Source organism: Nitrosomonas marina, assembly GCF_900110145.1.
GTDB lineage: Bacteria > Pseudomonadota > Gammaproteobacteria > Burkholderiales > Nitrosomonadaceae > Nitrosomonas > Nitrosomonas marina.
In genome coordinates, this window is the sequence record NZ_FOCP01000001.1 from 86524 (window position 1) to 102495 (window position 15972).

Below are 15972 nucleotides of genomic sequence, written 5' to 3' on the forward strand. Positions count from 1 at the left end.
GACAAATTTAATCCTGTTGGCTCTTCTTGTTGCTTCGTCTAACATTTAACACCAGAAAAATAATGATTGTCGTTATAGCAAGGGAAAACCATTGGATTGCATAACCGATATTTTTTGATGCACCCGAGTCTGCTTTTTTCCAATCCCGGATTAAACCATCATTGATCCGGTCAGATTGTTGAATCATGATCGGTTGCATTTTCAGATCAGTAGCTTGCTGATAACGTTCTATATTGAAATTTATCCAAACATTTCCAGAAGTATCTGGTTCAGCAAGTTCCAACATTCTCAATTCTGGTGATACGACAGTACCAGTTATTTTTGTCTTCCCAGTAACCATGGGTACCTCGGGCAGCTCAGATCGATCATATCCGGATGGTATCCAGCCCCTGTTGATCATCACATGTCGCTCACTATTTGCAATTTGCAAGGGAGTCAGCACATGATAGCCTGCCTGTCCTTTATAGGTTTTGTTATCCAGATAAATTGTGAACTCCGGTCGATAACTACCCTTGACCTCAACCTGACGATATAGGAAATCTTCCATCGTCACGCGACTACCCGGGATATTGACTACAGGCTCTTTTGATAATTGTTCCAGTTGTGCGTGGCGTTCATTTCTCTCATCAGCACGAGATAACTGCCATTTCCCCAACTCAAGAAAAATTACTACCATACCTGCTGTAACAATCCAAGCCCAAAGCTTGGGCTTAAACTGATAACCTTTAAAAGTCATAGTGTATGTGTAGCAACAGCAAAAAACTTATAATCGTCTTCCCGTGTATTTGATTGATTAACATATAAATAGGATTCCAGACTTTTGCATCCCAATCCTGAATGCAGATAATTATCTAGCAGGAGCAGCTATGTAAAAGCTGGAATCCCATTCATATTACTGTGTCTTGTTTATAACAGGTAAACAAAGATAAACAGACCCAACCAAACCACGTCCACAAAATGCCAGTACCAGGCTACACCTTCAAAACCGAAGTGTCTTTCCGGTGTAAAATGTCCAGCGGCACATCTGAAATAGATAACAAGCAACATGATCGTTCCCAATGTCACATGGAAACCATGAAAGCCTGTAAGCATAAAGAATGTTGAACCATATGCGCCTGTATCCAGTCTCAGGTTCAAATCATTATAGGCGTGTACATACTCGTAGCCTTGCAGTCCAATGAACAACGCACCCAGGAAAACTGTCGCCAACATCCATTTCTTCAGCGCATCACGTCGTCCTTCTTTTAAAGCCCAGTGAGCATAGGTTACAGTCACACCTGAAGTTAACAGAATCAGTGTATTGATTGCCGGTAATCCCCATGCACCCATTGGCGTAAATGCAGCATGCTCTCCTGGCCCCGTGGTTGGCCAACCACCTTCATAGGCACCCCAGAAAGATTGGCCCAATACCTGGCTTTCATCGGCAAGCCATGGAACTGACAAAACGCGCATGTAGTACAACGCGCCAAAAAAAGCTGCGAAAAACATAACTTCCGAGAAAATAAACCATGTCATCCCCCAGCGGAACGATTTATCTACATCCAGACCATATTTTCCGCTTTCGCTTTCGGCTGCCACTGTGCCAAACCAACGAAAACACATGTAAATCAATATCGCAAAGCCAATCGCCAACAGACCATAGCCTAACTCCATTTTATTCATCGTTAACGCGGCACCAAACCCCATAAATAATAGCGCCGTTGATCCGATAACCGGATATGTTGACGGGGCTGGTACATAATAGTGACCCGTTTGTTGACTCATTCTTACCCTCCTAGTTCCAATTTTCAATTCAAGTTAACAATAATTTTGACCAGTACCAAAATACTGATTACAAAAAGCGTTGCTCCGATTAGTCCCCCGATGATTACCTGCGCCGGTTTTAAATTGGCAGCATCGTTTTCCAAATCACTTTGCTTTCGGATTCCCATAAATGCAGCCAATACAGCCTTTGCCACCTGCATGAATGTACCGGAAGTATTTTTCTCTTCTTTACTCATACACCTATTTTTCGCTGATAGCCGGTGTGCCTACAGGAAGTTCAAAAAAAGTATACGAAATGGTGATCGTATGAAACTCCTTGGGCAAAGTCGGTTCAATCACAAACTGAACCGGCATTTGCTTAACTTCCCTCGGCTTTAAAACCTGCCTGGTAAAACAAAAACATTCGAATTTTTTCAAATGCTTGTCCAAAAATCGCGGACTATAGCTCGGTATCGCCTGTCCTGTAATCTCTCGATCCGAGTTATTGATAATTTCGTACATCACTTCTACTGACTCACCTGGATGGACGCGCACGCTGCGCTGTAACGGCTTGAAGTCCCATGGTAATCCTCGTGTATTTGCATCAAGCTCTATTGTTACCCAACGTGCGGTATCCGTTTCCAGTTCCTGAGACAGCGTATCTGGCTGTAGCAGATTATTGATGCCGGCTACTTCACAAAATTTTTCATAAAATGGAACCATTGCATAACCAAAAACAAACATCACAACTGTGAAGATCAACAACTTCTTCATCATTGTCAGGTTATTTTCTACCTTGTCTTTGATTGCCATTTTGTCTTTCACCTTTTACCAATTCATCGGCTACAGCCACAGCGTACAGATTTAATGAAGGTATTTAATCTATTCAGCGGCCATACCTTTTCTTTTGCAATATTTGCAGATTAGTCTTCTTTTATAATTTCATGTAAAAGAAGGCACCTGCATATATTGCAATCACTAAAATAAATAAGATAACTGCTGTCTTGATCTTTCTACGCTTTAAATCTGTTTCTTCTGACATACGAATCTCGTCGGTTATTATTTAACAACTGGCGGTGTTTCAAAGCTATGGTAAGGTGCTGGTGTAGGCAAATGCGTCCACTCCAGTGTTTTTGCACCATCCCATGGTTTCTCAGGTGCCGGCTCTTTACTGCGTATACATTTGATAACAATGTAAACAAACAGCAATTGTGTCAGACCGAATCCGAATGCGCCGATACTTGAAATCATATTGAAATCAGCAAATTGCAAAGCGTAATCGGGAATTCTGCGCGGCATGCCTGCAAGCCCCAAGAAATGCTGAACGAAAAACGCCATGTTAAAGAAAATCATTGACAACCAGAAGTGCCATTTGCCAAGAGTCTCATCATACATGTGACCAGTCCATTTTGGCAGCCAGTAGTAAGCACCGCCAAATAATGCAAATAACGCACCTGATACCAGTACATAATGGAAATGCGCAATTACATAGTAAGTATCCTGAACCTGGATATCAATTGGCACGATAGCGCAGATAACGCCACTGAAACCACCAATCACGAACAGGAAGATAAAGCCGATAGCAAAAAGCATTGGCGTTTCAAATGTCATCTCACCTTTCCACATAGTTGCAGTCCAGTTGAACACTTTCACGGCTGTTGGTACAGCAATCAGCATGGTTGCATACATAAAGAACAGCTGTCCGACGGTCGGCATACCAGCAGTGAACATGTGATGCGCCCATACGATACAGGAAAGGATTGCAATAGATGCTGTCGCATACACCATTGAAGAGTAGCCAAACAGCGGTTTGCGTGAGAATGTAGGAATGATTTCAGAAACAATACCGAATGCCGGCAGAATCATGATATACACTTCCGGATGACCAAAGAACCAGAAAATATGCTGGAACAATACAGGATCACCACCACCAGCAGCATTAAAGAAGCTTGTACCAAAGTGACGATCAGTAATCAGCATTGTCACCACACCTGCAAGTACCGGCATTGCCAACACCAACAGATATGCAGTAATCAACCAAGTCCAAACGAACATTGGCATTTTCATCAGCGTCATACCTGGCGCGCGCATATTCAGCACTGTCGTAATAATATTGATAGCACCCATAATCGATGATGCGCCAAGAATATGTACCGCAAACAGCATCATATCGACACCGAGGCCACCCTGCGCTGACAGCGGCGGATAAAATGTCCAGCCACCAGCTGCCGCACCTCCTGGTACGAAGAACGATGAAACTAGTAGTAACGCCGCGGGTATCAACAACCAGAAACTCCAGTTATTCATACGGGCAAACGCCATATCGGGCGCACCGACCATCATCGGTATTTGCCAGTTAGCAAAACCCACAAACGCCGGCATGATGGCACCAAATACCATAATCAGGCCATGTAATGTGGTGAAAGAGTTAAACAATTCGGGTTCAAGAATCTGAATACCGGGCTGGAACAATTCAGCGCGGATACCCATCGCCAGAAAACCGCCCGTAAAGAACATTGTCAGACTGAACCACAGGTACATTGAACCAATGTCCTTATGGTTGGTCGTTGTTACCCAACGCATGATACCTGTTGGATGGTGGTCATCATGCCCGTGACCATGTACGTCACCATGTACTGCTGCCATAGGTTATCTCCTCTTAATTATTTTCTGAATCTTTTTCTGCTGCGTCAGCCGCTTCGGCATCGCCTGCTACTTCAGTCGCCACAGAAGCCAGGTTTACAGAGTCTTTTTTCATGCTAGCCAGTTTCTCAGCGGCCCACTCTGAGTAAGCCTCTTCGTCTAGAACTTCAACTACAATTGGCATATAGCCATGATCCTTGCCACACAATTCAGCACATTGACCACGATAGATGCCCGGTGTGTCAGCTGTGAACCATGAATCACGAATAAATCCCGGAATCGCATCCTGCTTAACACCCAGTGCAGGCACCCACCACGCGTGAATCACATCATTAGCCGTCAAAATCATGCGAACTTTTTTGCCTACCGGCACCACGACGTGATTGTCGACTTCCAGAAGATAGTGCTCGCCTTTTGGCTCCTTGTTTTCCAATTGTGCTCTAGGTGTTGAAAGCTTGCTGTAGAAGCTGATGCCCTCGCCTTCACCCTGCAGGTAATCGTAACCCCACATCCATTGATAGCCTGTCGCCTTGATTGTCATATCCGGACTGGATGTGTCTTTCATCGCGATGACGGTCTTGGTTGCCGGCCATGCCATTACAATAAGAATCAAACAAGGAATTACTGTCCAGATCACCTCGGCTGTAGTGCTGTGGTGAAAGTTTGCAGCTTTGTGCCCTACTGACTTGCGATGTTTCAGAATCGAATAAAACATGATGCCGAAAACAGTGACAAAGATAGCCAGACAAATCCACAAAAGCATCATATGCTGATCATAAATATCCTGCGCAATGACACTCTGCGGCTCTTGAAAGTTATATTTTGAACCCAACGCCATGCTTGAATACAAGGCTAGAGCGGTAACCCCCGCCAAGGTTGCTACTGATTTATTTCTCATATTTCCCCCACATGATTATTACGAACTCTTCGATTCCAGGCATCACTTTTGCATTAGAGAACAAAACATGCATTATTGTTCATTCTGTATATACTTAAGCGAAGCGCCGTAATCTCATCTTGCAAAAAAATAACCATACTATATCGACGACAATTACTTTTTTTGGCCGAAATTTTTTGTTATCTACGACTTAGATTTACCAAGTCTAGGACAACTTTTTTGTGTTACTAAATCGAATGGAAATTCTAGCATGCTGACGTGCCCCGAACAAGGGAAAATCATGATTTTTATAGCAATATTCCCCTGTTTATAAAGTGGTATTTTCAATTTGACGTCATTAAAAAACCCTGTTGACATCTCGATAATCACACTTTTATTTTATGGTTTACCTGCTGCATCCAGATTTATCCGGCATTAAAATTTTGCAGAAATAAGGGTCGCTATTAGCATCATTCGCTCATACCGACAGCCTGGGTATTGACACTGTAATTTCAAAAACAGAACAATACATTTTGTGATATCCGGTGTTGTTCTACGCAATGGGTAGCGGGAATTTCTTACCGATATCAGCCTGCACATGATCAGATTATTTATTTAAGCTGAGAAAACAGGAGAAAATGCCGTTAATCAGGCCATATACATCAGTAACAATCGATTATTTTCAACATAAATCAAAATTATTGATCAAATTATACCAATCTCACCAATCAATATTAACTGGCCAATCTGGAACTTCTTAATCAATACCAAATATGCCACCAACAACGTTTTTTTTTAATTTTATTTCAGGACTGGTACTTTTACACTGTACTACATTAAGTCAGGCCACTACATCCGGCAACGAAAATCTGCAATTGGCGCTAAACACTTTCGTGTCCCAGTACGTTGATGACCCGCGACATGAATACGTTGATCTGACCAAACTGCAGGACTTTTATTCTGCAAGAAACTATCGGCCCGCATGGACTGATTCCATCGCACAATTGTCGCGCTTGGAAACCGCTTTGTCTTTTATTGCCACCGCTGAAAATGAAGGGCTGGAGAGCCGGGAGTACCGACTTGATCGTCTAATGCAGTTATTCAGAACGCGAAACCCATCCGAGCGCTTCGAGCTTGAATTTCTGACAACATTGTCATTATTGCGGTTTAGCAACGATTTATACCGTGGACGATTTACCGCTTCCAGACTCGATCCTGACTGGCACATTCCACAACCGACTTTCAATGCGATCAACTTCTTACAATCGACAGTAGATACTGACACCTTTCAACAATCACTTCTGGGGCTGGCACCCAATATACCTAATTATCATCTACTCAAGCAGGTGCTGTTGAAATTTCGCGACCTGGCTGATCGCGGGGTTTCCTGGCAACATATCCCGAATATTCCGTTGCTTCGACCCGGCGAATCGCATCATGCCATTCCACTAATACGCATACGTATCGATCAGGCCTACGAAACACATGGCAAAACTGAATATGATCTGCCCCACTCGGAAGAGACCATAAACAGCAGACTATATGATCGCAACCTAGTCAATGCCATTAAGGCCTTTCAACTGCAACACGGATTGAATGCTGACGGCATCATCGGAAAAAATACCATAGATGCGCTCAATAAAACGCCCAACGAAAAAATACAGCAGTTGCGCATTACCATGGAACGCCTGCGATGGCTGCCACGCGAACTGGGCAATCGGTATCTGCTCGTAAATATTGCAGGCTTTCAACTAGCCGCTGTGGAAAACGATGAGTATATGCTAGACATGCGTATTATTGTCGGTCGTGATTACCGCTCAACGCCCAGTTTTAACAGTCGTATCACACATATGATTATTAATCCCTACTGGAACATTCCGGCCAGTATAGCCCGCAAGGATCTGCTGCCCAAACAGCAGAAAAATCCAGATTACTTTACATCTCAAAATATCAAGGTCTATTCCGACTATGCTTACAACGCAGAACCGATAGACCCAGACAGCATCGACTGGTTGGCAATCAGGCGTGGTTTTCCGTATATCCTGCGCCAGGATCCCGGTATTCACAACGCGCTGGGAACTATCAAATTCATGCTGCCGAATCCTTTTAGCATTTATCTCCACGACACGCCCACCAAAGTCCTGTTTACAAAAGATATTCGCACCTTTAGTTCAGGTTGCATACGTCTGGAGAAACCACTGCAGCTGGCAGAATTCGCGCTAAGAAAACAATTTACGAAAAAAGCTCTGAAAGCACAGATCGAATCCGGAAAAACCAAACAAATTAATCTTCCCGAGCCGCTGCCGACCTTTATTGTGTATTTGACAGCCTGGATAGACAGCGAAAACAACATACATTATTCACCGGATAGCTATCAAAGAGACAAACGAGCTCTCGCCTTAACGCGCTGGTAGTTTCATTTACTGCATTGTTAATTATGAAAAATCATGTTAGGGTTCGAACACTCACACAAGGAGGATCTAGAATGTCAACCAGCTTACACTCCCACTCCCGAGATCACTCAGATTCGGTCAGGATATTCAATAAAAAGAAATATGGTCGCCGCCATTTTTTGAAAGCCGGCATCGGCGCGTGCACACTACTCGCTCTGCCTAATGTGCAAGCATCCCCACTTGATTTGAATGAACGCAAACTCGCCTTGCTGAATCTGCACACGGGTGAACGGGTTAAAACAACATACTGGGCAGAAGGCCAATATGTCTCAGAGGGTTTAACGGCGATCAAAAAAGTATTGCGCGACCACCGTACCGGTGAAACTTACGAAATTGATCCTAACCTGCTGGATATGCTGCAACTTCTAAACTACAAAATGCGATCAAAAAAAGAGTTTCATGTGATATCCGGTTACCGTTCACCCGCTACCAATGCGCAGTTGAGCGCACGCAGCAATGGGGTGGCAAAACGCAGTCTTCATATGCAAGGTAAGGCAATCGATCTGCGCCTGCCCGGACATATGCTTTCAGACCTACACAATGCAGCACTGTCACTACAGGCTGGTGGAGTCGGTTATTATCCAAAATCCGATTTTATTCATATTGATACCGGACATGTTCGTCAATGGAGAGGATAACACACGGACCTGACGGTTAAACCGGAACTGTATTCCACTGCCCCAGATAACAATAGCACACGCATCCATATTCAATTAATTCAGACACACCAGATACCTGGTTCTGATGAAATCAACCTGCACCCCAGCAATATTGGCGCGATAGCCCCGTGACTGTACCAGCAGTCTACTACCGGCAAATCATGCCTTGAAAAAGGCATATTGCGAATATCCGGCCTCGTCACTGCGTTGCTGGGATGCCCTATTCGTACAAAAAAACTATTGTCCCAACCAATATTGCCGTTAACTAAACGGAGTTCTTCGATTATTGCAGAAGTACAAATGAGACAGAAAACCGGCTGGTAATCTAAACCTTCCGGGCCTGCATGATGCTTGGGGAATATTTAACACCTTCTTTTCCAATTCTTTGATTGAAAATTAGCTTTTTTACAGGAGTGACAGTGGCTTATGAATTTAACCGAAAATATAAATGATATAGAAAGGCCGTCTACTTCCACTAAAAACAGCGACGCTACAACCCGGAAAAAACAAGATACCACAAACGAAACTGTTTTTTCTTTTAAAGACATGCAGTTAAGAATTACAGACAAATTGCAGGTCCAGCCCACTTCCTTGGCAAAAAAATCACAAAGTCCTACCCAGGTTACATATTACACGGCCAAACTCATAGGGTACTATCTTAATTTAGGACTGCTGATTTCAGAACCTCACGCCGCTAAAATCAATGAATATCCACTTCTGGAAGGCGATGAATTATTTGTTTTTTATTTCAATGGACAAACACTGTTCAAATTCACTTCATATGTTGAAAAAATTATAACGCTACCTTTCAAATATTTGCATTTAACATTTCCAAAACATATTTCAGGCAAGCAAATTCGCAGATCCAAGCGCGTTAACGTAAATATAGAAGCGACAGTTAATAGCATTACCTCACCCGTCATCATCACTGATATCAGCACTTCAGGAGCAAAAATTGAAACCAACCAAGAATTAGGCGGCATCAACACGGCTATTGATATTGCTTTTGAAATCAATCTGCATGACCTCAAAACCAAATTGCAATTAAAGGGAAATGTTCAGTCATTCAACATTTCCCATACAAACGCATTGAATCCACTATGTTACGGCATTAAATTTACCTCGCTGCAAAATGACCAAAACCTTCTTTTGCACAACCTGATTTATCAGAATCTAATGGATGAATTCGCTTAAGCATTGGAAATGTCCCTGTTAATTTTTCAGATTGCAGAATCGAAACCATTTATAACTGAAAAACAAAGCTGAGATTCAATTCGGTCAAAATTATTTCAAAATTCGATAGGATCCACATCGAGCACCCAACGCACTTTAAATGCGGTCAGGACACTCAACTGTTCACACCAGCGCGCTAAAAACGACTGTAATTTTCCGCGCGAACGGGATTGCACCAGCAGATGAGCACGCTCCATACCTTTCAATCGCGCCATATTCGCTGGAACAGGATCGAATATTTCTATACCGACATGATAAGAGTGCGCTATTTTCTGTGCCGCACCCAAGAAGTCCATCACTCTGGGCAAATTGTGCGCCTCTGCGCGCAGCAGCGCCTGATACACAAATGGCGGGAAGCCTGCCATTTTTCTCTCGGCCAGAATCGACTCGGCCAGTACATCATAATCATGCAGACGCAGCGCCTGATACAACGGATGGTGTGGAAATTCAGTCTGAACAAGAACACTGCCGGAAACAGCAGCTCGACCAGCACGGCCGGCTACCTGCATGAGCTGCGCAAACAGACGCTCACCTGCCCTGAAATCAGTACTATATAAAGATCTGTCCGAACCCAGTATACCTACCAGCGCCAGATTCGGAAAATCATGCCCCTTGGCCAGCAATTGCGTACCAACCAGAATATCAACTTCTTGTCGGTGGATAGCTTGCAGAATCGTTTGCCAAGAGTTCTTGCGGCGTATACTGTCACGATCGATACGCTGGATGCGTGCCAACGGAAACTGCGTTGCCAGGGCTTCCTCGATACGCTGAGTACCTCGCCCAAATGGAATCATATCCTGATTCCCGCACTGCGGGCATGCGCGTGGAAAGTATTCCTGATGACCGCAGTGATGACAGGATAACCGCTTATCTTGCAAATGAACGACCAGGCGACTGGAACAGCGTTGACAAACAGCTGCCCACCCGCAGGAAGGACACAACAATACTGGCGCATAACCACGACGATTAATAAAAATCAAGCATTGCAGCTGACGTTCCAGACATTTTCCAATAGCGTGTATTAACCGGGCTGACAAGCCATCTGCAGTTTTTTCAGGCCGCATGTCAATACATTCAACCGACGGTAATACAGCATTACGGACAGCGCGACTGCGCAAACGCAAACAGCGGTATTTGCCAATCGTAACATTATAATAAGTTTCCAGTGAAGGCGTAGCTGACCCAAGCACTACCGGTATTCGCATCTGCCTTGCGCGAAATATGGCCAGATCACGTGCCGAGTAACGCAGCCCATCCTGTTGTTTGAAAGAACTATCCTGCTCTTCGTCAACAATAATCAGTCCCAATCTCGGCACCGGCGTAAACACTGCCAGTCTTGTTCCAAGAATAATGTCCGCCTTCCCTTGTTGTGCCTGCAGCCATCCGGTCAGCCGCTCGGTATCATTCAGACCGCTATGTAAACTGACTATTCGAGAAGCTGCAAAGCGTTTGCGAAAAACGGCTTCCAGTTGTGGTGTCAAGCTGATTTCCGGAATCAACACCAATGTTTGAACGTTTTCTTTGAGTGCCCGGTCTATCAACCTCAAATAAACTTCAGTTTTACCGCTTCCAGTGATGCCATGTAAAACCCAGGTCTCGAATTGTTTGAATTTTTCGGTAATATCAGTAACGGCAACCGACTGATCTTCCGTCAACTCTGGAACACTTTTTTTAATCGAATCACCGCCTGCTTCGACTGCTTCCTCCAGCCAGCCTTTATCCAACCAGTCTTTCAAAATATTGACTGCACGTGGTGAAATGTCTCTGGCTTGCCGTATCGTCAACAACTGTTGATTTTGCAAAACAGTCAACAAACGACGCCTCAACGTATTTCGTGCAGGAAAGGTCGAAATATCAATATCTTGACCAGCTTCGGTTAACACAAACCCAACATGACTCGCTGTGTCCTTTAAGTTGACCGGCTTATTACTGCGGATCTTGCCTGGCAGGCTGTTCATTACGACCATACCCAAAGGGTGGTGGTAATAATTACTGCAGAAGCGCAAAAGCGCCAGCAACTCAGTTGACAGTGGCGGTATATCACGAAAAATACAGATGATGTATTTTAGCTTTTCCAGTGGCACATCAGAATCTGAACAGATGTCCAGAACGATACCGGTAACTTTCTTTTTACCAAATGGAACACAGACACGCAAACCGATATCGTTTTCATCGGCTTCTTCTGCAATATAGTCAAACAACGTGTCGACAGGAATATTGAGTGCGACACGCAGAATGGGCATATCAGGAGAAAATGGACCACCGCTGAATCACCGAAAATATATATCTTCCGGCAACTCAGCGGCATATGAGTTAAATCAAAAAACGATTACGGCGACGTATTAACCGGAAACGCGATAGACGGTTACTGGATCTTCGCCTTGAACTTCAAGCTTGGCCGTATCACCACTCGAATCTATGGTAAAGCGGTGCGCACCATCGCTACCAGAGAATCCTAGACAACCGTCCGTATTATACGTAAAGCTGGAGACTTTCAATTGATTGCTGCCTTTATTGTAGTCGTACGTTGCAAATTCCACACCCGGTTTGGCGCACCGTGCCTGATTATCGCGCGCGCCCTCACCAATCGGATCAATCGAAATGACGCGATTATTGACAAAAAATACCAGCATTTTTGTGTTAATAGCATCCGCATCAAACGCCCATGCACCGACTATGCCCTCAGGATCGTTATCGATTCTTGAAAATCGCGTTTCTTTGATTTCCTTCTCGACCACTTCATTCTCATCGCTCAGTTCGATCGGTTTGGCAATATGAAACATCTCGCCAAAGACGCTTTTCTGTTCTCGTTCACGTTGTACCGTCACAATGTCGGAGTGAATCATGTCCAGACCATCTGTACGGATACGGCGAGTGGGACCAGGATCGGACAGGCCGGCTTTTAAGTTGGTGTCAATCGACGTTTCCCCGATAACCTTGAAACCGCGGGTATCGAATTCGATAGCCTTGGCAACACCATGCTCGATGCCTGCTTGAACAATAGTACGACCACCACATACCCGGTTCTCATCACATGAATCATCGGGGGTTGCCTGGCCCTGCAGATATTCACCGCTATCGTCAGCAGCAACGCGCAATACCGAGGCGGTACTGTCGCTAAAATTTACCCAAATTTGTGCACTCAAGGAAGTTACACCTGAAACCATAAAGTGCTCACTGACTTCTTCAACCGTTTTAGCTGCATGCTCGATACCGGCAGTTTCCAGAACACTTTGCAACTCAGACGAGTTAGCGAACGCTTCAGGCTCTTTATTAAGCTTGATAGCGTTAGTCACAGCAGCCGCTGCCTCATTGGTAATGTTGATACCGTTTGTCGCATCACCATCTTCATCCAGTGATTGTAATAATATCAATAGATTGATCAGTCGCTTTTCATCGTTTTCGGCCAGATCAATCGGTGTTACGATCGGGGTACCCTGTACCTTTCCCAAGGCAAGTTCGCCCAGTTTGAATTCAACAGTATCACCATAATTGAAATCAAACTCACCCGCCGCATTAGTCACACCACTTTTACCAGACGATGCGTTATACGTAACTCCCGATACAGGGCTGTCAAGCAAAACACCAGTGGCAGCCCCGGTTGGCATCACACGCTTGGCAGTCGATGTTTCGCTACTGCTGCTCATACCGTCTGTATCACTATCACCACACGCAGTCAGTCCAGCAACCAGAGCAACAGAAGCCAGGCAAACCCATGGATTCATTCGAATCTTTTGATTGCGTCTCATCAAAACTCTCTCTTTATGTTTAATAAATTAATCGATTAAATGGTTGTATTGCATCAAAACCACATGCATTTTGTATGTTAATTGACTGATAGAAGGATACGGAAATTTTCTATCACAACCACTATTATAGCCAAGCTGTTTCGTTTAGGTTCTTCTTATCTTGATTTTTTGACCTTAAAATTATAGCTTTTTAATTTTCCAAGCTGTCAGTAATACACTGCGGAGAACGGATTAAGATAGGATGTTTAACATGTCTGACATGACAGAAATTGCGCAACTGGCCGGATCATCAACCCAGTTGCCCATTGAATGGTATTTCAACCCAAAAATACTGGAGGCCGAAAAAAAACTTTTGTTCGATAACGGGCCAAGCTATATTGGCCATGAAATCATGGTGCCTGAGGTCGGAGATTACTATGTGCCCGAATGGCTGCATCATGCTAAAATTTTGATCCGTCATCAAGAGGGTATCGATTTAGTATCCAATATCTGCCGTCACCGCCAGGCACGTATCCTCGAAGGCAGGGGCAACACAAAAAGTATTGTTTGTCCCCTGCATCGCTGGACGTATGCACTGGATGGCCAGTTACTGGGCGCACCGCACTTTGATCAAAATCCCTGCTTGCATCTGGAAAGAACACCGTTGCAAAACTGGAACGGCCTGTTATTCAGCGGCAAACGCACAGTCGCTCAAGACATGGCCGGCCTCGGCGTAATGCATGATTTTGATTTTTCCGATTACCTGCTCGATACAATACGAATCGATCACTATAATTGCAACTGGAAAACCTTCATTGAAGTCTATCTCGAAGACTACCATGTCGATCCTTTTCATCCAGGACTTGGCAATTTCGTCAGCACTGCCGATCTAACCTGGGAGTTTGGAGACTGGTACAGCGCTCAAACTGTTGGCGTCAACAGCGCGCACCTGAAACGCTCCGGGACACCCGTATACGAAAAATGGCAGCAACAGGTTTTGGCCCACCATGAAAACGAGCCCCCACAACATGGTGCAATATGGTTATTATATTTTCCTAATATCATGCTGGAATGGTATCCACACACACTTGTTATCAGCACCATCATACCTACCGGCACTGAGCACTGTATGAACGTTGTTGAATTTTATTACCCTGAGGAAATGGTGCTTTTCGAGCGTGAATTTGTCGAAGCAGAGCAGGCCGCCTATATGGAGACTGCTGCAGAGGATGAAGAAATATGCAGACGTATGACTGAAGGTCGCCGGGCTTTATATAAGTTATCTATCAACGAAACGGGGCCTTATCAAATGCCCATGGAAGCAGGCATGGTCCATTTCCATCAGTTTCTCCGTCGTGAAGTAACACCTTTCCTGTAAACATACTCATACTCTAGCAATGCGATCAATCTGGATGCTGGTAGCCGCTTTTTTATTTGCCTGCATGGGGGTTCTGGTCAAACTCAGCGCGGGTCATTTTACCAGTATTGAACTGGTGTTCTACCGGTCCTTGATGGGCGTCGGGATTACCTATTTGTTTGTACGCCACCACCGTCTCACACTTAAAACGGGGCAATGGAAAACACATTGCAGCCGGGGCCTGGCAGGACTTGGCAGTCTGTTGATGTTTTTTTACTGCATCACCGAATTGCCACTGGCTACCGCCATTTCGCTCAATTACACCTGGCCACTGTTTATGGCGCTGTTTTCAACTTTCATTCTCAGGGAACAGTTGCACTGGCCAATGGTCTTTGCCATCGCACTGGGGTTTGTCGGTGTCGTATTCCTGTTGAGGCCGACGCTGAATAATGACCATTGGATAGCCGCGTGTCTTGGGCTGGCCTCCGGTTTCTTTGCGGCAATAGCCTATCTGAATGTCCGTCAACTGGGCAGCCTGGGTGAGTCTGAATGGCGAGTCGTGTTTTACTTTACGCTGATCAGCACGCTGATCACAGGTGCATGGCTGCTACTGACCGCATTCAATCCTGTTACGTTCCAAAATATTTATCTGCTGATCGGCATTGGCATCACCGCCACACTGGCACAACTGGCAATGACGCGCGCCTACCGGACAGGCACAACGCTGGTTGTCAGTTCACTGGGCTATAGCACCGTTCTATTTGCGGGAATCTGGGGCATTCTGGTCTGGAATGAAACTTTGCCCTCTGTCGCCTGGCTTGGCATGTGCTTCATTATTGCAGGTGGCGCCTTAAGTGGTATTCTTGAGCATTACACAGCTTTGAAAGCTCGCAACTGACAAATACTCCCCAACAAGAATGCTCAAGGTGAATTTATCAGTAATATCAAAAGCCATTTTCTTAGTCTGCGATCAATCACATGCTTTACCAGCCATGTATACATGCCTTGTTCAAACATAACAAAATAGCAAAATGACAAGGTTTTCAGATATATAGACAGAAAAACACCGGCCAGAAGCCGGTGTTTTTCTGTTTTTATTATTATTATTTTTGGATACGCTTAGAACTGTTTTATTTTGTTTTGTTTTCTTTAAACAACAAATGATTCAAGTACCAGGAACATAAACAAAACAATTATCATTCCATAATAGGTTTTAGGCAGTTTTTCCTTTTTCATAATTTTCTCCTCATTTAAAAAGTTTTTAGAAATAACGACTCAG

The 15972-nt window shown here is 44.4% G+C and carries 13 protein-coding genes; 5 read left to right on the forward strand and 8 right to left on the reverse strand.

The window, feature by feature from the left end; genetic code table 11:
• Nucleotides 1-7: 7 nt before the first annotated feature.
• The 6 genes from BMX44_RS00435 to coxB form a co-directional block, all read right to left on the reverse strand.
• A complete protein-coding gene (locus BMX44_RS00435) occupies nt 8-736 on the reverse strand; it encodes an SURF1 family protein (RefSeq protein ID WP_090626940.1) in 729 nt (242 codons plus the stop codon).
• Between the two features lie 170 nt (nt 737-906).
• A complete protein-coding gene (locus BMX44_RS00440) occupies nt 907-1764 on the reverse strand; it encodes a cytochrome c oxidase subunit 3 (protein WP_090626942.1) in 858 nt (285 codons plus the stop codon).
• A gap of 23 nt (nt 1765-1787) precedes the next feature.
• Nucleotides 1788-2000 (reverse strand): DUF2970 domain-containing protein, encoded by a 213-nt coding sequence (locus BMX44_RS00445; protein WP_090626944.1) that lies wholly within the window; start codon nt 1998-2000, stop codon nt 1788-1790.
• A gap of 4 nt (nt 2001-2004) precedes the next feature.
• On the reverse strand, nt 2005-2556 hold the full coding sequence (locus BMX44_RS00450) for a cytochrome c oxidase assembly protein (protein WP_090626946.1): 552 nt from the start codon (nt 2554-2556) through the stop codon (nt 2005-2007).
• Nucleotides 2557-2802: 246 nt separating this feature from the next.
• Nucleotides 2803-4389: a cytochrome c oxidase subunit I gene (gene ctaD / locus BMX44_RS00455; protein ID WP_090626948.1), complete on the reverse strand. Its 1587-nt coding sequence runs from the start codon at nt 4387-4389 to the stop codon at nt 2803-2805.
• Nucleotides 4390-4402: 13 nt separating this feature from the next.
• On the reverse strand, nt 4403-5284 hold the full coding sequence (gene coxB / locus BMX44_RS00460; protein ID WP_090626949.1) for a cytochrome c oxidase subunit II: 882 nt from the start codon (nt 5282-5284) through the stop codon (nt 4403-4405).
• Nucleotides 5285-6036: 752 nt separating this feature from the next.
• On the opposite strand from coxB, the gene BMX44_RS00465 reads away from it, so the two are divergent.
• The 3 genes from BMX44_RS00465 to BMX44_RS00475 all read left to right on the forward strand — a co-directional run bounded on the left by BMX44_RS00465 (nt 6037) and on the right by BMX44_RS00475 (nt 9569).
• Entirely contained in the window at nt 6037-7677 is a 1641-nt protein-coding gene (locus tag BMX44_RS00465) for a L,D-transpeptidase family protein (protein ID WP_090626951.1), read from the forward strand.
• Nucleotides 7678-7748: 71 nt separating this feature from the next.
• Nucleotides 7749-8354 (forward strand): peptidoglycan L,D-endopeptidase MepK, encoded by a 606-nt coding sequence (gene mepK / locus BMX44_RS00470; protein ID WP_090626953.1) that lies wholly within the window; start codon nt 7749-7751, stop codon nt 8352-8354.
• Between the two features lie 447 nt (nt 8355-8801).
• On the forward strand, nt 8802-9569 hold the full coding sequence (locus BMX44_RS00475) for a flagellar brake protein (protein ID WP_090626955.1): 768 nt from the start codon (nt 8802-8804) through the stop codon (nt 9567-9569).
• A gap of 95 nt (nt 9570-9664) precedes the next feature.
• On the opposite strand, the gene BMX44_RS00480 is transcribed toward BMX44_RS00475, so the two are convergent.
• A complete protein-coding gene (locus tag BMX44_RS00480) occupies nt 9665-11851 on the reverse strand; it encodes a primosomal protein N' (protein ID WP_090626957.1) in 2187 nt (728 codons plus the stop codon).
• A 99-nt stretch (nt 11852-11950) separates the two neighbouring features.
• Nucleotides 11951-13357, reverse strand: a complete 1407-nt coding sequence (locus tag BMX44_RS00485) for an adhesin (protein WP_090626959.1) — start codon at nt 13355-13357, stop codon at nt 11951-11953.
• Nucleotides 13358-13607: 250 nt separating this feature from the next.
• On the opposite strand from BMX44_RS00485, the gene BMX44_RS00490 reads away from it, so the two are divergent.
• Both BMX44_RS00490 and BMX44_RS00495 read left to right on the forward strand, forming a co-directional pair.
• A complete protein-coding gene (locus BMX44_RS00490; RefSeq protein ID WP_090627230.1) occupies nt 13608-14714 on the forward strand; it encodes an aromatic ring-hydroxylating oxygenase subunit alpha in 1107 nt (368 codons plus the stop codon).
• 19 nt (nt 14715-14733) lie between these two features.
• Nucleotides 14734-15591, forward strand: a complete 858-nt coding sequence (locus BMX44_RS00495) for a DMT family transporter (protein ID WP_245738766.1) — start codon at nt 14734-14736, stop codon at nt 15589-15591.
• The last annotated feature ends 381 nt before the right edge of the window (nt 15592-15972 follow it).